Origin of the sequence: Cobetia sp. MMG027 (assembly GCF_027947415.1) — a bacterium.
GTDB lineage: Bacteria > Pseudomonadota > Gammaproteobacteria > Pseudomonadales > Halomonadaceae > Cobetia > Cobetia marina.
Genome location: NZ_JAQJIO010000001.1, coordinates 120,718 through 137,795, shown reverse-complemented (window position 1 = coordinate 137,795; position 17,078 = coordinate 120,718). Strand labels below are relative to the sequence as shown.

The window sequence follows — 17,078 nt, the reverse complement described above, 5'->3', positions numbered from 1 at the left end:
CCTGCGTGATCGGGCATGCGCTGGATGACGCCACGGCACGCACGGCGCGTCATGGACACGCAGGGCGACTCATGGTCCGCAGGGTCCTGACGCTCATTGGTGCCATGCGCTGCCCACAAACGCAACTGCCACCCGCCGGAGAACCGACGAGTGGCAGCGAAATAGCCGACGGAAAGCTTGTGATGCTGGCGCGGCAGAAGCCGCTCGGGCGATGCGCGACGCATCACCGGCGCCTCACTTGACCAGGCGCGTCTCGGTGGGGGCCAGTGTCACCTTGCCCTCGCGCTTCAGGTGGCCGATGGCACGCTTGAAGTTGGCCTTGCTGGCGCCGAAGGCGTCGCTGATGGCCTGGGGGTCGCTCTTGTCACCCAGCGGTAGCACCCCGGCGTTGGCTTCCAGACGTGCAAGGATGCGGTCCGCCAGCTGTTGATGGCCTGCAGGGCCCGGGGCCTGCGGGGTCAGGTCGATGTTGCCGTTGCCATCATTCTTGAGCACCCACAGACGCAGACGATTGCCGATATGCAGGCGGGTGAAGATGCGATCATGGTGCACCAGCCCCCAATGGGCATTGTCGATGATGATCTTCATGCCCAATTCGGTCTTCGCCGCCACCAGGCCGGAGATTTCCTGACCGACGGTGTACTCGGCCGGAGTCTTGTCCAGCCAGCGATCCAGGCGCATCGACGCGACCATGCGATCGCTGTGCTTGTCGAGCCCCACGTGCACCATGGCGAACTGGCCCGCCTTGAGCTCACGCTTGCGCTCGCCGTAGGGCAGCAGCAGGTCCTTGCCCAGGCCATTGTCGAGGAAGGTGCCGATATCGTTGACCTCGACCACCTTGAGGGCGGCGAACTCACCGACCATGGCGCGCGGATAGCGCGTGGTGGCCAGCAGGCGGTCTTCATCATCAAGACTCACGAAGACTTCCACCGCGTCACCGATATCGGCACCGGCAGGAATGAAGGGAGTCGGCAGCAGGATTTCACCGCGGTCACCACCGTCGAGGAAGACGCCGAAGCCGACCCGCTTGGTGATGGTCAGGGTATTGCGCTGGCCGATAGCGAGCGGAGCAGACATGTAACCTCTCTTTGCGCAGCCCGACCCACCCGGGGCGAGCGTCACGCGAATATGACGAACGAAGATGGTGAAACGCTTTGAGAGCGCAGCGCCTGAAACGGGTACGTGACGCTTTCAAAGCGATTCAAACGAACACAGCACCGCTCGCCGAGAGCGAACGGTGCTGAGAGTGGCGCCCCTGACACTTGTCGACGACATTTGCCGCTGACAGCGGTCAGCCGTGACATGAGCGCCAGGCGCGCGAGGAAGATCAGTCGCGGAAGTTGTTGAACTGCAGCGGCAGCTCGATGCTCTCGTCACCTTTCAGCAAGGCCATGGCCCCCTGGAGATCATCACGCTTCTTGCCGGTGACGCGCACCTTCTCACCCTGGATCTGGGCCTGGACCTTGAGCTTGGCATCCTTGAGCGCCTTGACGATCTTCTTGGCGGTCGGCTGGTCCAGCCCCTGACGCAGCACCAGCTGCTGGCGGGCACGCACACCGCCGGTGTCGGCGTCCTTCTCTTCCAGGCAACGCACGTCGATGCCACGCGCGATCAAGCGACCCTTGAGCAGCTCGATCATCTGACGCAGCTGGAAATCGGCGTCGGCTTCCAGATTGACGATCTCTTCCTTCTCGAGTTCGAAGCCGGCAGTCACGCCCTTGAAATCAAAGCGTGTCGCAAGTTCGCGATTGGCCTGATCGACGGCGTTCTGAACTTCGTGCTTGTCGAGTTCGGAGACAATATCGAATGACGGCATGGGAGCGATTCCTTTGAAGCCATGAAGAATAAACAGCGCATCCTAGCCCATGGGGGCGACGCGCGCCATGCCCGGCCGTCAGGCAGCGCCCGCATCTCCCCACGTCGAGATCCCCTCAGCCCTGACGTCGCTGCTGCTGGCGGGCGAGTTTGACGAGGGAATCACCAGTGACTTGCGCATCTTCCAGGCCGCCGCGCCGTCGGCGTAGTAATCGCGCAGGCGACCATTCCTGGCAAAGCCGTGGCGCTCATAGAGGGTGATCGCTGCACCGTTGCCGGTATGCACTTCCAGATCGAACTGCTCACAGCCCTGCTCGATGGCCAGCTGCTCGAGCGCGATGAGCAGACGCTGGGCGAGACCGCGTCCGCGCGCCTCGGGATGCAGACAGAAGGAATAGAGTCGTGCCCGGCGTGAATTGCGTCGGAACAGCACGGTGCCATAGCCCAGCACGCTGCGCAGCGGGGTGGCGTCATCCTGCGCCACGCTGCCCGCTGGCCACAGTGCGGCCATCGCATTGCCTGCCGCCGGCAGGGCGTCCGGGCCATCGCCTTCTGGCTGGATGATGACGAGGGTGCGTGCATTGGCACGCAGAATCAGATGGGACAGCTGACGACGACTGAACCAGTCGCTATCGAAACTGACTTCCTCGAGCTCTACCAGAGCATCGAGATCGGCCCGGATCGCCGGACGCAGAATGGGGGTCATGATGCAGGCTCTCCCGCCTGTCAGCGCCCTGAGGCAGCCCTGAAATCAAGGTGTCGTGGGGCGGTAGCAATCCGCTGCATTCTGGGCATGCAGGCACGTCTTGTCTCGACCTATTTGCATGAAATTATTTCATCTTTTTACCTATTGCGATGACGGAGATTGTTTTTCATGATGCGCTGCATTCGGCACCGCTTCGGTGCCCGCCCTTCGAGGCTACTCAATGTCCCGCCTGCGTATCGTGGTTGACCGTGTCAGTGACTGGCGCGCCTTCTATCCCAGTGATGATGTCATCAGCGCCCACGACTTTCTGTCCGAGCTCTCCCACGACAGCTCTGTGCCCACGGCCCGGGCAGACCAGGACGCTCCGCAGCCCGCGACCCACGTCATCAATCTCTGCGGCGGGCTCGATTACCTCGGGATCGGCTATTACGTCTCGCTGCTGGCACAGGCGCGCGGACAGAAAGCCCTGCCGTCGGTGGAAACGCTCAACCAGCTGTCGCGCAAGTCACTGATCGACATGGAACTGGGCAGCATCCGTGTGCTGCTTGAGGAGCTGACGCGCAAGAGCGCCCTGCCCGCCCCGCAGACAGTCCCCCACGAGACCGGCAAGCATGCGCATCTCGACCTGCTGCTGACCTTCGGTGAGAGCGATGACCCCGCACTGGCACGTCTCGGTCGCAAGCTGTTCGAGCGACTGCCCTGCCCGTTGCTCGAGGTACGACTCGAGGCGCGTGGCGAGCGCTGGACCCTCAAGCGAGTGCGCCCGCAATCCTTGAGTCATCTGGCGGAAACGGACGAGGATCGCTTTGCCCAGGCGCTCAACCGCCATTCACGCAAGGTCTGGCGCACCCCGAAGGCTCGCCGCCACTACCGTTTCGACCTGGCGATGCTGGTGGACCCGAATGAGGCACTGCCACCGTCCAATCGTACGGCGCTCAAGCACTTCATCCGCGAGGGACGCCGCCTGGGCATCGATGTCAGTCTGATCACCAAGCGTGACGAGGGACGTCTGGCCGAATTCGATGGGCTGTTCATCCGCGAGACCACAAGCCTGGACCACCATACCTACCGCATGGCCAAGCGAGCCGAACACGAAGGGCTGGTGGTGATCGACGACAGTCAGTCGATTCTGCGCTGTACCAACAAGGTCTTCCTGCATGAGCTCCTGAAGGCTCGCGGCCTCAGCGCCCCACAGGGGCGCCTGATTCATCGCGGCGAACTGCGCCAGCTGGCCGAACGCGGACAGCACATGCGCTATCCGCTGGTGATGAAGGTGCCGGATGGTGCCTTCTCGCGCGGCATCGTCAAGATTGACGGGCCGGAGACACTGGTGCGTGAAGCCGAGCGACTGTTCCATGACTCCGCTCTGCTGCTGCTGCAGGAATGGCTCCCAACCGAGTTCGACTGGCGTATCGGCGTGCTCGACGGCAAGGTGCTGTTCGCCAGCCGTTACTACATGGCGCGTGGCCATTGGCAGATCTATGACCACAGCGGCGCCCGCACCCGCTCCGGCGGCTTTGCCACCGTTGACCCGAGTGACGTGCCCCCCGCCGTGATCAAGGCGGCTCTCAAGGCGACACGTCTGATCGGTGATGGGCTCTATGGAGTTGACCTCAAACAGCTCGAGGATCGCGTGGTGGTCATCGAGGTCAATGACAACCCCAATCTGGATGCGGGGGTCGAGGATGTCGTGCTGGGACGCGAGCTCTACCATCGAGTGATGCAGGTCTTCCTGGAGCGCATGCAGGCGCGCCGCCAGCCCGTGCTCGGCTGAATCCCCCGGCTGAATCCCCCGGCTGAATCCGCTGGCTGAACCAGTCGGGCCGGCATCTTTCTTCGATATCCCCAGGCCATACGACAACGCCCGCACTCCTGGAAGGGAGCGCGGGCGTTGTCATCCTCATTAGCCTTGAGCTTATTCTTCAACACGGGACGACGTCATTCGCCGAGCTGGACCTCGACCTCATACCCCGTGAACTTGCGCAGATTGATCACCCCGCTGTCGAGGATCAGATACTGACCCTTGAGCCCTTCGAGAACGCCTTCCACCACGGGTGTCTTGTCGAAGTTGAACGAGGTGACCTTGGTCGGCGCGGTACGCACCGGAAACTCGAAGGCCAATGCCGTGGTATCCAGTACCCGGATGGCGTCTTCCCCGCAATGCGCCTGCAGCGCCGCCAGACCCTCGGCCATCTGCTCGAGCAGTGCATCACGCTCGGCTTCCAGATCCAGCTCGGCCACATCGCCCTTGAGCATCGCGCGCCAGTTGGTGCGGTCATTGAGTGCCTGCTTGAACAGCACCTCGACCAGCCCTGACTGCAGACGATTGGAGACCTCGACGATGGGCAAGGCCTGGATGGCACCCTGATCGAACCAGCGCGTCGGCATCTGGGTCTTGCGGGTGATACCGACCTTGAGGCCGGAGGAGTTGGCCAGGTAGACAATATGCGGCTGGAAGCAATGCTCCTCACCCCACTGAGGATCACGACAGGTTCCTTCCGCGAAGTGACAGGTCTCCGGCTTCATGATGCAGCCATCACACTGCGGCAGCTTGCGAAAGCAGGGATAGCAATGCCCCTGCGCGAAGCTCTTCTTGGTCTTGCGCCCGCAATGGCTGCAGTGGATCTGACCGGTGAAGTCCAGGCGTACCTTGTGGCCAATATAGGCGTTCAGCGGCTGGGTGATCTCGCCCAGTCGCAGGCCATAGCTGGCCGCCAGCGGCTCACGCGAGACTGACTGCGCATCCGCCGAGGTATCGATCGCAAGCGCCTCACCGGCAGGCACGATGGACATCTTGCGGATGTCCCCTTTCAGGGTCACCGACTCCACGGCGGGCTGAGGTGCGCCATCGACGTCCAGTGCATCATCCAGTGTCAGTTGACCCACTTGATCTGCTCCGGCTCATCGCGTGAAGCAGTGTCGTCACCGTCACGTGGACCGCAGGTACCGTTGTCGATGAAGCCGACACGTGACTCGGCAGGCACGTTGTTGTGGACCTCGTACTTGATGACGGCCTCCATGCACAGCTCGACCTGCTCCGAGGTCAGCACCCGGCCGTCCGGCCATTTGCGCAGCTGCATGGACTGCTTGAGGCTCTCGTAGATGGCCGGGGTCATCTGTTCGACCATCCCGTCGAAAGTCATGTCACTCATGGGGGTTCTCCTGATGCTGGAGCACGGCGCGGGGGCAGCGCCACGCGGGCAACGTGACGCCACGCCGTGCAAAATGCGCCCATTCTATCATTGTCATCCGCCTGGCTGTCATGATGTGGCGCCCGGCGCGCGGCGCGGCAGCACGAATCCCAGCACCAGTCCTGCCAGCAGTCCACCGAGATGCGCCTCATTGGCGATGGCCCCAAGGCCGATGGCACTCGATAACGGTGTCATGCACAGCACCAGATAGATCAACATGAAGATCATCAGCGAGCGCTGCATCTGATAGCCCAGCATCGGCCGTCGACGAGCCGCGATGAAGACATAGCCGATCACGGCGAAATCGATTCCCGAGAGCCCACCGAACAGCACACTGCCGGTGGCGTACTGCGCCAGGTTGGCAGCCACCCCGCTCACCAGCACCACCAGCGCGAAGCGCCAGGCGCCATCGATGGCCTCGATCTGGCGCCCGAACACCCATAGCCACAGCAGATTGAAGACCAGATGCAGAATGCCGAAATGCATCAAGGAAGGCGACCACAGCCGCCACCACTCCCCCGCCAGTGTCGTGGACAACGGCGCCGGTGCAATGTGCTGACTGCCCACCAGCTCAAAGGGCACGATGGCCAGCCATTCGAACACCGCCGCCTGACCCAGCACGTACTGACACAGTACCGTGAGGCAACAGGCGAGCCCGACCAGCCATGTCAGCGGGGTCTGTCTGACGAGCTGCCAGAGACCGCCCGATGCGCCGCTTGAGAAACCCGACGCCTCCGTAGCCTCATCGCGCAGCGGCTCTCCGCGTGAGTGGCGCTCCAGCATCGCGATCACGCGGGGGAGCTGCTCGGGGTCCGCCAGCCACAACATCTGACGCACCGCCTCCCCGTCAGGGGTCGAGACGCGCTCGGAGGTGATCTGGTGGCCGATTTTCTCCGCCCACAGCGCCTGACGCAGTGCGAGCGTATCGAAGGAGTCGTCTAGAGTCAGAACCTGGAACATGCAGTGTCCTTGCAGTGACAAGTCAGCGTGATGGCATCTCTCGACATTAGCCCGACGTCGAGAGCGCCGATGGGCGGTCGGTGGCAGATCCAGCTGATGCCACTCTGGATAGGGACTTGTCTGGAGAGCCGCGATGGCGGCGATGACAAACTGACAGGCATAAAAAAAGTCCGGTGGGGGGCACCGGACTGAGCAAGGGATCATTCAAGGGAACACTTACTCTGAGTCCGGGATGGCGCTTTGGTTCACTGGCTGCTTATTGAAAAAAACAATGGCGATGAGAAAAGTCCGGCAGGTATGACTATGGCCCAGCACGCTATCCACTCATCTCACCGCGCCCCGACAACTCCTCGGCCGGCAACTCTTCCGGCAGTGGACGACTCGAGGGTTCGCGCGGCACCGGCACCCAGACGAAATTGGCGGCATCCAGCGTCGCTTCGCCACTGAAGCGATAGGCGACCAGGCGACCGCACTTGACGGCGCTGTAATCGAGACAGGCGATATTGGTCGCCGGGAGCGCAGGCACCCCTTCACACCAGTAATGCCCCAGGAACAATGGCAATTGCTCTGGTCCGTAATACGGCAATTTCTCGAGCTCGCCCTCGCTCAACCAGCGCGACTCCAGCTCTCCCGGCAGATTGTCGGGCTGGAACACCACATCGCCATAGGTGCGAGGCTCGCGCGCCCAGAAATGCGCCCGGAAACTGCGGCGCGTGAAGCCATCCCCCGAGTGGATCTCGACGCCCTCCGGCAAGCGCAGACTGGTCCCCCGGGTCAGGCGATCCAGCACCCGATAGGCAAAGCTCGAGGGGTCGACGGAGTCCTGCAGGAAGGCTTCATCGATGCAGCCATCCGGAAAGCGCGCCAGAAACGGACGCACCAGCGCTTCATCCCAACAGGCGTGGACCACGCGCAGCCCACTCTTGCCCTCTCCCAGCGACGGCAGTTCAAGACACAGCGGCATGCGCATGAACCAGCTCAATGCGTCATCCCACTCATCGGGATGATGCTGATACTGATCGAGCGTCTCGCGAATGATGCGATTGTGCCGTGAGGTATGCGGGCGCAGAAAATCACGGTGATCGCCACTCTCCCGCAGGCGTGCACGCCGACAATAGGCCAGCGCGTTGTATTCATGGTTGCCCATCACGATCAACGCCTCACCGGCTTCCACCATCCGGCTGGCCAACTGGACGGCCAGTCGGATACGAGGCCCACGATCGATGATGTCACCAAGAAAGATCACCTTGCGCGAGGCATGACGATACACGCCATCCTTCAGGTGATAGCCGAGCTTCTCCAGCAGCGCCGCCAGCGTGGCGCCACAGCCGTGCACATCACCGATCAGATCATAGCCATCCCGTGGCGCCACGAATGCGTTCATGCTGCTTGCCTTGATGTCATTCGCCGAGGCGGTTGCTCCAGCCGAGCTTGGTGCGACAGATCTCGAAATAGTTGTGCTCCAGCGGATGGATCAGCGTCAGACGTTCGCGCTTGCGACGAATCTTGAGCACATCGCCGGGCTTGGCCACGACCTGAGTCTGGCCATCGCAGCTGATGTGGGGATAGGTCGTGTTGCTGGCGCTGATGTGCAGGAGTATCTCGCTGGCCGCGTCGATCACGATCGGACGACTGGACAGCGTATGCGGGAACATCGGCACCAGCGTGATGGCCTCCAGGCGCGGGTGGACGATCGGCCCGCCGCCAGAGAGCGCATAGGCGGTCGAGCCGGTCGGAGTGGCCACGATCAAGCCATCGGAGCGCTGGGAATAGACGAACTGACCATCGATGAACAGCTCGAACTCGATCATCCGCGCCGCCTTGCCAGGGTGTAGCACGACATCGTTGAGGCCGTCCGCCGCGCCTATCTTCTCGCCGTCCCGAAAGACTTCCGCCTCCAGCAGGAACCGCTGCTCACTGAGGTAGTCACCCTCGAGCACCTCGGCGACCTTTTCCTCCAGCTCATCTGGACGGATGTCGGTGAGAAAGCCCAGCCGGCCGCGATTGACGCCCAGTACCGGCGTGCCACTGCGACACAATGCACGCGCCGCGCCCAGCAGACTTCCATCACCGCCCACCACGATCACCAGATCACAGCGCTCGCCCATCTGACGACGGCTCGCCACCTCAAGGCCATGGTCAAGCAACAGCGTCGCCGTGCGCTCCTCGATGATCATCGCCAGCTGGCGAGCCTCAAGAAAGCGAATCAAGCGCTTGAGCGTGTCCACTACCTGAGCACTGCCCAGTCGACCAATCACGCCGATCGTATTGAATTGCTGCTTCATCACGCCTCCCGGGCTGTCATGCAGAACATTATGCGGACTCCCTTCACCAGCGGCAATGCACCTGCATTTTCCGTTGCTGCATCAAGCCACTACCCACCCTTGGCGATATCAGCACATCCAATTGCCTGAATGGCGCGTTAGTTCAGGCATATCGCAAGACATTGTCCCGGTCCACGCCCGCGTGTGACAGACAGCGACTCAACGGGACCGGACCAGCACGCCATGCTCTGCATGTCTCGCCATCAAATCACCTTCATGCCTCCTCGACGTGCACCATCAATGTCACAGCCGAGGGGTTCACACGACTCTGGAGCTCTCTCCATGTCACTTGCCAACCTCTCATGGGGCGACTACCGTCAGCTGAACGATGGATTCCCAGCCAATGGAGTCGGGCCCCCGATGCCAGCACACACGACACCCGTCAGTTCGCAAGACCCGGACGACTTTGACCACGCCAGTGCCATAGAGGCCTGTGCGCTCGGTGATGAAACCGCCTTTCGTCGCCTCTATGACCTTGAGTCCGGCCGCATGCTGGCACTTGCCATGCGCCTGCTCGGCAGCCGGGATCAGGCCGAGGACGCCGTCCACGATGCCTTCATCAAGCTGTGGTCCAATGCCGGCCAATATCGCCGTGAACTCGGCAATGGCCGCGCCTGGCTGTTCACCATCCTGCGCTATCGTGCACTGGATCAGCTGCGGGCCCAGGGACGGACGCCCCGCGGTGACAGCGAGGCGCTCGATAGCCTCGCCGACTTGCTCGCCAACCCGGAAGCGGCAGCACACGACAGTCAGACAGCCCATCAGCTGAGCGATTGTCTGGGTGAGCTGGAAGCCCCACGACGCGAACCCATTCTGCTGGCATTCTTCAAGGGCCTGACCCACGAGCAGATCGCCGAAAAACTCAGCGCCCCGCTCGGCACCATCAAGGGTCGCATCCGTGCCGGACTCAAGCGACTGCAGGAGTGCCTGTCACGATGAACCATTCCCCGATCCCCGAATCTCCACAAGAGCAGAATCTGTTGCTGGGTGAACACACCCTGGGCCTGCTGGACCCCGAACGTGAAGCCGAGGTGCGCGCCTGGATAGAACGTGACGATGAGGCCGCCCGCATGGCACTTCGCTGGCAGCAGCACTGGCTGAGCGTCAGTGATCGCCTGCCGCCGGAACCGGCCTCCGATTCGCTGTGGAAACGCATCGATGCCAGCCTGACGCGCCTCAAGCAGACTCCGACGCCAGCCAATGACACGGGTGGCGCTCCTGCTCCGCAAGCCCCCTGGCTGTGGCGCTGGCTGGGAGGCGGGCTGGGTCTGGGGCTGGGCGCCGGACTCGCCCTTGCTCTGGCGATGCAGGTGGGACCCTTCGCGCCTCAATCACCACAAGATGGCACCCCGCCAGTGGCGACCGAAGTGCCCGAGTCATCCGCGCAGCGCATGGTCGCGGTGCTGCAGACTCTCGAAGACCCTGCCACGCCGACCTGGGTCGCCAGTGTCACGGCCGGTGGCGGACTTCAGTTGACACCCAAGGTCACTATCGAGCGTCCGACGGATCGCGCCATCGAACTCTGGACCCTGACCGATCCAGCGGAGGGCCCGCGTTCGCTGGGTCTGGTGGACCCGGTGGCAGGTATCGAGTTGAGCGCCCAACAGATCGGCCGCATGAGTCCGGGCCAGTTGCTCGAGATGACATTGGAGCCCAGCGGTGGTTCGCCGACCGGCAAACCGACCGGCAAGGTGCTGGCCATCGGCCGCCTGGTCAACCTGGGACAGATCGACAGCTGACGGGAGCACTCTCTGCCCAGGCTCGCCCGCCCTGCCACGGCATGCCTTCTCATCAGAGGCTCGCCGTGCAGGGCGGGAGGCGCCATGCTCTCGGAGGTCCCCCCCAGGCCATGGGGAGCAAGGTCAGCGCAATGGCAACATCAGCGCCAGACACGAACGCCAGACACGAAGAAGCCCCGCCATGGCGGGGCTTCTTCGTGTCTGGTCAACCGTCTCTTCAGCAGATGCTCAAGGAAAGTGTCAACTCAGCTCTCGGTACGCTCGAGCCAGGATTCGACGGTTTCGGCACCGTGCTCTTCCTTCCACTCTTTCAGCTGCTTGTGATTGCCACCACGGGTCTCGATCACTTCACCGGTATTCGGGTTCTTGTAGACCTTCAGCTTGCGCTTGCGACGAACGCCGCCAGCCTTGGTTTCCGCGCTCGCGGCAGCTGCCGGCGTCTGGCTGGCTTTCGGATCCAGCAGGCCAATCACGTCGCGAGTGGACTTGCCGTATTCACTCATCAGGGAATCAAGCTTGTCCTTGAATTCCAGCTCATTCTTCAGGCGATCATCGTTGCGCAGGCTTTCCAGTTGCTCTTGAAGTTTCTTGAGCTCTTGTTCTTTCTGCATGAAATCGGTCAACAGGGACATGGGGTTCTCCAAGGGTATCGGGACAGTCAGGAATTCACTTCCGGAAACAGGTGCTGCGAAAGAATTCGCCGATCAACAAATAACAGCTGCTTCCTGGATTTGGCTCACGCAGGGACTTGGGACAGTAAGACCCTACAGAAGCTGAAGGGATTATAGACCAAGCATGTCCACGCCGTGAAGCACTAATCAACTAACGACAAGTTAATCAAGCGCTCTCTGGAATGCAATAGCTGGCACTCGAAAAGATATGTGAATTCAAAATAGTCTCTGCCTGCAAATATCGTTAATTAGAATCGACATGAGCCTAGAGTCCCTATATGGCGGGCGTCAGCGGCCATCAGGCGGTATTGTAGAATCACATCGACATCACAGGCAGGTAAATTCTCTCGCTGGCAAGCCGCAGCTTTCATGAAGTATTCATATTGTGACTTTTTCAGTAGCTCTTTCATCACACATCATCACTCCGAGTCCCTCTTGTTCTTGAGCGTATCCTCAAAAGCATGCAGACACAGAGGAAAGTAAACCTTCGCTTCAGCTCCACCAATCCCCCAGCACTATTTCCGCCGGCAATATTAGAGACATCACCCCCTCCAGAAAGTGACACTTCACAAATCATGTCAACCTGATAAAGTGGTCAAGGTTAACAAAGAGGTTCAATTGCCGTCAGCGTCGATGGAGAACATCATGTCCTACCCCCAGACCGCCTCACATGCCGATCAGCCACAAGCGCTTTGGCATCCGTATACGCAGATGCACGCGATGCCTGCCCCGGTTGAGGTCGTGGGCGGAGTCGGGCCGCGCATGACACTGAGTGACGGCGAGACCCTGCTGGACGCAACCTGCTCCTGGTGGTGCATGATCCATGGCTACGGCCATCCTCGACTCGTCTCCGCGATTCAGCAGCAAGCGGCTCAATTGTGTCATGTGATGCTCGGGGGCATTCGGCATCAACCGGCGGTGGCGCTGGCCGAGGCACTGGTGCGCATCACCCCGGAGGGGCTGAACCACGTGTTCTTCTCGGACAGTGGCTCCGTCGGCATGGAAGTCGCCATGAAGATGGCAGTGCAATACCAGCAACAGCGTCAGGATCGTGATGACACTCGCGGGCGGACGCGAATGCTGTCGTTGATGAAGGCCTACCACGGGGACACGGCAGGCTGCATGGCGGTCTGCGACCCGGAAGAGGGCATGCACTCACTGTTTGCCGACTTCCTGCCCAGACATCATTTCGCGCCGGCACCGACGGCGGGATTCACGGCGCCATATGAAGAGGTCCTCGGTGACATCGCAGCGCTGCGCAGAGAGCTCGAGACGCATGATGACATCGCCGCCCTGCTGATGGAGCCGCTGCTCCAGGCAGCCGGCGGCCTCAACATGTACTCGCCTCACTACCTGAAAGCGGCACGTGATTTATGTGACGAGTTCGGTGTGGTGTTGATCTTCGATGAGGTCGCGACAGGATTCGGACGTACCGGAAAATTGTTTGCCTGTGAGCATGCAGATGTGACGCCCGATATCATGGTGCTGTCAAAAGGACTGACGGGAGGGTATCTGGGACATGCTGCCACCCTCGCCCAGAGCCATATCTTTCATGCCTTCGATGGCAAGGATGCCAATACTGCCTTCATGCATGGCCCGACGTTCATGGGCAACCCATTGGCTTGCCGAGTGGCACTGGAAAGCCTCAAGGTTTTCGAGGAAGACGATTATCTCGGCAAGATCGCCAGCCTCAATCAGGTACTACGAGAGGAACTCGCGGATTTCTCACATCCCGCTATTGGTGACATACGCGTATTGGGAGCCACTGCCGTGATAGAAGTTCACGATGCAGCAAGTCTTGAAGGGGCTCAGGCTCACGCTCGTCAGCAAGGGGTCTGGTTGCGACCGTTCGGCCGCTGGCTCTATACCATGCCGGCATATATCACCTCACACGACGACTTGCGCAAGATCACGCATGCCATGAAGAGCCACTTTACCGACAATCTCTGAGGCAAGACGTCAGGACAGGGATCTGCTCGGCTGCCTGTCGGCTGACGGGGAGTGACTGAGAGTGACGATCGCCCTCATCACTCCCCTCTTCTTCCTTCACTCTTCTCTCAACTCCTATCTTCTCTCTTCTCTCAACGCCGAGATTCGAGGCCCATCTCCCGGCAGGGGAATGCGGTCGGAAGCGCTCAATCTCCCCAGAGACGCCGCTCGAGGCGCGCATGTGCATCTGCCGTCAGCATCCCGCCCTTCATCAGTTTCTTGAGAAAATGACGATAGCGGCGGGCGATCTTGCGGCGCGCCAACCAGGCGATACCGGTGGCGAGGGGGATGAAGTCCGGATTGGAGATACCATCGATCAACCACAGGCGCGGGGATTGATGCTCGCGAAACTGGACCACGATGTTGCGATCATTGAGGTCGGACGGTATCAGCCAACGCTTGTCGAGATAGCGATAGAGGTTGGCCAGCTCATCCATCAATGCCTCCTCCCCCACCCGCTCGGGAGTTTCATGACAGACCTCTCGCAGACGGCGCGAGGTCGTGCCGTCATCGTCGAGTATCAGATCAAAGACCAGCCCGAGGCCCTCTCGGGTCGCCACGCTGCCATGATAGGCAGGCACGTAGGACCAGTCGTGCACACCTCGCCTCACGAGCCCTTCGAAGTAGCGCTGCTCGCGCTGATTCTGGCGGCTTCCTTTGTCGGGATAGCGCGGTACCTTGATGCAGCGCCGAGGATCACGGGGGTCCTGATAGACACGGCGATCATTGCCCATGCCGATGACACGGGCATTTTCAAGCTCCAGCATGCGCTCTCCTGTTGAATAACGCCTGCGACTGCAGCCGCCGGGCAGCGTGGCATTCTACAAAAAGCCCTTCCCTTGCGCCAACCGTGCCGCCGGCGGCCGCGTTCCATGAGGTCATTCATCGGCCATTCAGCTTGGGACCTCGCTCTGGTATGATAACGCGCCGTTTTCTGGCAGTTTCAGGACGAAACCGCCTGACGTAAGCGATCAGCACGACTTGCGAGGTATTGCCCGGGATCGGGTGGCCGCGCACACCTGCAACCCCCGCTCCATAGGCACATCTCCCTTAATGAGGTACTCGCATGAATGCGGTAATACTGGCCGTTCTGGTCATGGTCGGCCTGTCACTGGCCCGAGTCTCGGTCGTCTTCGCTCTGGTGGCCGGCGCCTTGGTCGGCGGCCTGTTCAGTGGCCTGTCTCTGACTGACACTCTCGGCGCCTTCAACGACGGCGTCGGCGGTGGTGCCAAGGTCGCCCTGGCCTATGCCACGCTCGGTGCCTTTGCCGTGGCCCTGTCTCGCTCCGGCCTGCCGGATCTCCTTGCGGCACGCCTGATCGGCATGCTCAATGGAGAGAGCACCCCTCGCCGTCAGACCGCCATCAAGTACGGCTTGCTGGGCAGCGTGACATTGGTGGCGATCTCGTCCCAGAACCTGATTCCTGTCCACATCGCCTTCATTCCGATCCTGATTCCGCCACTGCTGGTGGCCATGAACCGCCTGCGCCTGGATCGCCGCGCCGTCGCCTGTGCCCTGACCTTTGGTCTGACGGCTCCCTACATGCTGCTGCCGGTGGGCTTCGGTTCCATCTTCCTCAATGACATCCTGCTGGCCAACATCAATGAAGCGGGCCAGGCAATGGGGCTGGAAGTCACCCGCGGCATGGTGCCGATGGCGATGGCCATTCCGGTAGGCGGCATGTTCCTGGGACTGCTGACTGCGGTCTTCGTCTCCTATCGCAAGCCGCGTGACTACGCCAATCGCGAGATCAAGTCGACCAACGTCCCGCACCATACTCCAGTGCACGCACCATCCCGCAGCGGCCTGATCATGGCTGGGGTCGCCATCATCGCCGCCCTGGGCATCCAGCTCTATTCCGGCTCGATGATCCTAGGCGGTCTGGTCGGCTTCGCCATTCTTTCCCTGGGTGGCCTGTTCAAGTGGAACGAAGCCGACGACCTGTTCACCTCCGGCATGCGCATGATGGCCCTGATCGGCTTCATCATGATCTCGGCAGCCGGCTTCGCCTCCGTCATGAAAGCCACGGGTGATATCCAGACCCTGGTGGATGCCTCCTTCCACATCATCGGAGACAACAAGCCGTTGGCCGCGCTCGTCATGCTGATGGTCGGACTCTTCATCACGCTGGGCATCGGCTCCAGCTTTTCCACCATCCCGATCATCGCGGCGATCTATGTCCCGCTGGCCCTGCAGTTCGGCTTTTCCCCCCTGGCGACCGTCGCCCTGATCGGCACCGCGGCCGCACTGGGCGATGCTGGCTCCCCCGCCTCCGACTCCACGCTCGGCCCGACGGCAGGCCTGAATGTCGATCAACAGCATGATCATATCTGGGACAGCGTGGTGCCGACCTTCATCCACTACAACATCCCGTTGATCGTCTTCGGCTGGGTGGCGGCGATGACGCTGTAATCCGCCGGCCAGGGTAGCCTGGCAACGGCAACAGGAAATACGACAACGCCCGGCAGGCATCACGTCTGCCGGGCGTTGTCATATCTGGACGAAGAATGAGGCGACACGCCACCTGATACTGGACAGCCATCCAGTCTTTTAGGATGATGCGCGAATGCGCAAGATCCTTCATGCTGACTGCGATTGTTTCTACGCCGCCGTCGAGATGCTTCGTCACCCAGAGTGGCGCGAGGTGCCCATCGCCATCGGTGGCCGCACCGAGCAACGTGGCGTGATCGCCACCTGCAATTATCCGGCTCGCGCCTTCGGCGTCCGCTCTGCGATGTCCACAGCGCGCGCCCTGCGCCTGTGTCCGCAACTGATACTCGTCCCCCCCGACTTCGAGCGCTACCGTGCCGTCTCGCAGGAGATCCAGGCACTGTTTCACGAACTGACACTCCTGGTGGAACCTCTATCGCTGGACGAAGCCTACCTGGACGTCAGCGATATCGAGGAATTTCAGGGAAGCGCGACCTGGATGGCGCGCTGGCTGAAGGAAGAAGCCCTGAAGCGCACCGGGATCACGCTGTCGATCGGCGTGGCCGCCAACAAGTTCCTGGCCAAGATCGCGAGTGACTGGGAGAAACCCGATGGCCTGACGGTGATCACGCCAGAGTCCAGCGACGCCTTCATTCGTAAGCTGCCCGTCGGCAAGCTGCATGGCGTCGGCCCGGCCACGCTGGCCCGCCTCAATCGGCTGGAGATTACCACCTGCGATGACATCCGCACGACACCACTGACCACACTGGTCGAACACTTCGGCAAATTCGGACATCGCCTGCATGAACTCTCTCATGGCATTGATGACCGCCCCGTCAAGGTCGAGAGAGAGCGGAAGTCCATCAGTGTCGAACGCACTTTCGATCAGGATCTTCCGGATCTCTCCGCCTGCCTCGCCAAGCTTCCCATGCTGATGGAGCGCCTCGGGGAGCGTCACGCACGCCAGGAACAGCCGGTGCTGGCCAAGCAGTTCGTCAAGGTACGCTTCAACGACTTCACCAGCACCACGCTGGAAAGCCTCCTCCCCGCCTCCACCCTCTCATTGCCGGACGCCAGGAGTTTCGCACTGCTGATGGAGCAAGCCTGGCAACGTGGCCATCGACCGGTGCGCCTGCTGGGAGTCGGTGTCCGACTAAAGGCCCACGAAGAGACGCAACAGCTGGGGCTGTTCTGAGAGGGTGCCGCGCCTGACTGGCAACCTTGACGGACGGATGACAGGCATAAAAAAAGC

16 protein-coding genes are annotated in these 17,078 nt (G+C 61.4%); 6 read left to right on the top strand and 10 right to left on the bottom strand.

Annotated features, from left to right (window positions below; all coding sequences use genetic code 11):
- Positions 1–234: 234 nt before the first annotated feature.
- From PJK54_RS00580 to PJK54_RS00570, 3 genes are all read right to left on the bottom strand, one after another.
- Entirely contained in the window at positions 235–1,077 is an 843-nt protein-coding gene (locus PJK54_RS00580; RefSeq protein ID WP_077372464.1) for a CvfB family protein, read from the bottom strand.
- A gap of 250 nt (positions 1,078–1,327) precedes the next feature.
- Positions 1,328–1,816, bottom strand: a complete 489-nt coding sequence (locus PJK54_RS00575) for a YajQ family cyclic di-GMP-binding protein (protein WP_271301963.1) — start codon at positions 1,814–1,816, stop codon at positions 1,328–1,330.
- Positions 1,817–1,894: 78 nt separating this feature from the next.
- The gene (locus PJK54_RS00570) at positions 1,895–2,521 is read right to left on the bottom strand and encodes a GNAT family N-acetyltransferase (protein ID WP_271301962.1); all 627 of its coding nucleotides are present in this window, start codon (positions 2,519–2,521) and stop codon (positions 1,895–1,897) included.
- Between the two features lie 220 nt (positions 2,522–2,741).
- On the opposite strand from PJK54_RS00570, the gene PJK54_RS00565 reads away from it, so the two are divergent.
- Positions 2,742–4,295: a RimK family protein gene (locus tag PJK54_RS00565; protein WP_191236736.1), complete on the top strand. Its 1,554-nt coding sequence runs from the start codon at positions 2,742–2,744 to the stop codon at positions 4,293–4,295.
- A 164-nt stretch (positions 4,296–4,459) separates the two neighbouring features.
- Here PJK54_RS00565 and PJK54_RS00560 read toward each other — a convergent pair whose 3' ends face one another.
- The 5 genes from PJK54_RS00560 to PJK54_RS00540 form a co-directional block, all read right to left on the bottom strand.
- The gene (locus PJK54_RS00560; RefSeq protein WP_240499565.1) at positions 4,460–5,407 is read right to left on the bottom strand and encodes a DUF2797 domain-containing protein; all 948 of its coding nucleotides are present in this window, start codon (positions 5,405–5,407) and stop codon (positions 4,460–4,462) included.
- Positions 5,395–5,673 carry a YeaC family protein gene (locus tag PJK54_RS00555; protein ID WP_176493003.1) on the bottom strand — a complete coding sequence of 93 codons (279 nt, stop codon included), beginning with the start codon at positions 5,671–5,673 and terminating at the stop codon, positions 5,395–5,397. Before PJK54_RS00555 ends, PJK54_RS00560 begins: the two co-directional genes overlap by 13 nt.
- 108 nt (positions 5,674–5,781) lie before the next feature.
- Positions 5,782–6,672 carry a rhomboid family intramembrane serine protease gene (locus tag PJK54_RS00550; RefSeq protein ID WP_157109490.1) on the bottom strand — a complete coding sequence of 297 codons (891 nt, stop codon included), beginning with the start codon at positions 6,670–6,672 and terminating at the stop codon, positions 5,782–5,784.
- 316 nt (positions 6,673–6,988) lie between these two features.
- Positions 6,989–8,056 carry a metallophosphoesterase gene (locus PJK54_RS00545; protein WP_136938184.1) on the bottom strand — a complete coding sequence of 356 codons (1,068 nt, stop codon included), beginning with the start codon at positions 8,054–8,056 and terminating at the stop codon, positions 6,989–6,991.
- Between the two features lie 16 nt (positions 8,057–8,072).
- Entirely contained in the window at positions 8,073–8,957 is an 885-nt protein-coding gene (locus PJK54_RS00540; protein ID WP_077372443.1) for an NAD(+) kinase, read from the bottom strand.
- Positions 8,958–9,278: 321 nt separating this feature from the next.
- Between PJK54_RS00540 and PJK54_RS00535 the strand changes: the two genes are divergently transcribed.
- Both PJK54_RS00535 and PJK54_RS00530 read left to right on the top strand, forming a co-directional pair.
- Positions 9,279–9,935, top strand: coding sequence for an RNA polymerase sigma factor (locus tag PJK54_RS00535; RefSeq protein ID WP_205700458.1), 657 nt, complete (start codon positions 9,279–9,281; stop codon positions 9,933–9,935).
- On the top strand, positions 9,932–10,735 hold the full coding sequence (locus tag PJK54_RS00530) for an anti-sigma factor (protein ID WP_271301961.1): 804 nt from the start codon (positions 9,932–9,934) through the stop codon (positions 10,733–10,735). Before PJK54_RS00535 ends, PJK54_RS00530 begins: the two co-directional genes overlap by 4 nt.
- Positions 10,736–10,980: 245 nt before the next feature.
- On the opposite strand, the gene PJK54_RS00525 is transcribed toward PJK54_RS00530, so the two are convergent.
- Entirely contained in the window at positions 10,981–11,367 is a 387-nt protein-coding gene (locus PJK54_RS00525) for a histone-like nucleoid-structuring protein, MvaT/MvaU family (protein WP_077372437.1), read from the bottom strand.
- Positions 11,368–12,051: 684 nt separating this feature from the next.
- Between PJK54_RS00525 and bioA the strand changes: the two genes are divergently transcribed.
- Positions 12,052–13,356: an adenosylmethionine--8-amino-7-oxononanoate transaminase gene (gene bioA, locus PJK54_RS00520; RefSeq protein WP_271301960.1), complete on the top strand. Its 1,305-nt coding sequence runs from the start codon at positions 12,052–12,054 to the stop codon at positions 13,354–13,356.
- A 185-nt stretch (positions 13,357–13,541) separates the two neighbouring features.
- On the opposite strand, the gene PJK54_RS00515 is transcribed toward bioA, so the two are convergent.
- Positions 13,542–14,162 (bottom strand): YrbL family protein, encoded by a 621-nt coding sequence (locus PJK54_RS00515; RefSeq protein ID WP_077372434.1) that lies wholly within the window; start codon positions 14,160–14,162, stop codon positions 13,542–13,544.
- Positions 14,163–14,461: 299 nt separating this feature from the next.
- Between PJK54_RS00515 and PJK54_RS00510 the strand changes: the two genes are divergently transcribed.
- Positions 14,462–15,808, top strand: coding sequence for a Na+/H+ antiporter family protein (locus PJK54_RS00510; RefSeq protein ID WP_077372432.1), 1,347 nt, complete (start codon positions 14,462–14,464; stop codon positions 15,806–15,808).
- 154 nt (positions 15,809–15,962) lie between these two features.
- A complete protein-coding gene (gene dinB, locus PJK54_RS00505; protein WP_271301959.1) occupies positions 15,963–17,021 on the top strand; it encodes a DNA polymerase IV in 1,059 nt (352 codons plus the stop codon).
- Positions 17,022–17,078 lie beyond the last annotated feature (57 nt).

What these genes read in the sequence shown, in the direction of transcription:
- PJK54_RS00580 (WP_077372464.1), bottom strand. Translation starts at nt 1,077, where the DNA reads ATGTCTGCTCCGCTCGCTATCGGCCAGCGCAATACCCTGACCATCACC.
- PJK54_RS00570 (WP_271301962.1), bottom strand. Translation starts at nt 2,521, where the DNA reads ATGACCCCCATTCTGCGTCCGGCGATCCGGGCCGATCTCGATGCTCTG.
- PJK54_RS00545 (WP_136938184.1), bottom strand. Translation starts at nt 8,056, where the DNA reads ATGAACGCATTCGTGGCGCCACGGGATGGCTATGATCTGATCGGTGAT.
- PJK54_RS00550 (WP_157109490.1), bottom strand. Translation starts at nt 6,672, where the DNA reads ATGTTCCAGGTTCTGACTCTAGACGACTCCTTCGATACGCTCGCACTG.
- bioA (WP_271301960.1), top strand. Translation starts at nt 12,052, where the DNA reads ATGTCCTACCCCCAGACCGCCTCACATGCCGATCAGCCACAAGCGCTT.
- PJK54_RS00540 (WP_077372443.1), bottom strand. Translation starts at nt 8,957, where the DNA reads ATGAAGCAGCAATTCAATACGATCGGCGTGATTGGTCGACTGGGCAGT.
- PJK54_RS00525 (WP_077372437.1), bottom strand. Translation starts at nt 11,367, where the DNA reads ATGTCCCTGTTGACCGATTTCATGCAGAAAGAACAAGAGCTCAAGAAA.
- PJK54_RS00530 (WP_271301961.1), top strand. Translation starts at nt 9,932, where the DNA reads ATGAACCATTCCCCGATCCCCGAATCTCCACAAGAGCAGAATCTGTTG.
- PJK54_RS00535 (WP_205700458.1), top strand. Translation starts at nt 9,279, where the DNA reads ATGTCACTTGCCAACCTCTCATGGGGCGACTACCGTCAGCTGAACGAT.
- dinB (WP_271301959.1), top strand. Translation starts at nt 15,963, where the DNA reads ATGCGCAAGATCCTTCATGCTGACTGCGATTGTTTCTACGCCGCCGTC.
- PJK54_RS00565 (WP_191236736.1), top strand. Translation starts at nt 2,742, where the DNA reads ATGTCCCGCCTGCGTATCGTGGTTGACCGTGTCAGTGACTGGCGCGCC.
- PJK54_RS00515 (WP_077372434.1), bottom strand. Translation starts at nt 14,162, where the DNA reads ATGCTGGAGCTTGAAAATGCCCGTGTCATCGGCATGGGCAATGATCGC.
- PJK54_RS00555 (WP_176493003.1), bottom strand. Translation starts at nt 5,673, where the DNA reads ATGAGTGACATGACTTTCGACGGGATGGTCGAACAGATGACCCCGGCC.
- PJK54_RS00575 (WP_271301963.1), bottom strand. Translation starts at nt 1,816, where the DNA reads ATGCCGTCATTCGATATTGTCTCCGAACTCGACAAGCACGAAGTTCAG.
- PJK54_RS00510 (WP_077372432.1), top strand. Translation starts at nt 14,462, where the DNA reads ATGAATGCGGTAATACTGGCCGTTCTGGTCATGGTCGGCCTGTCACTG.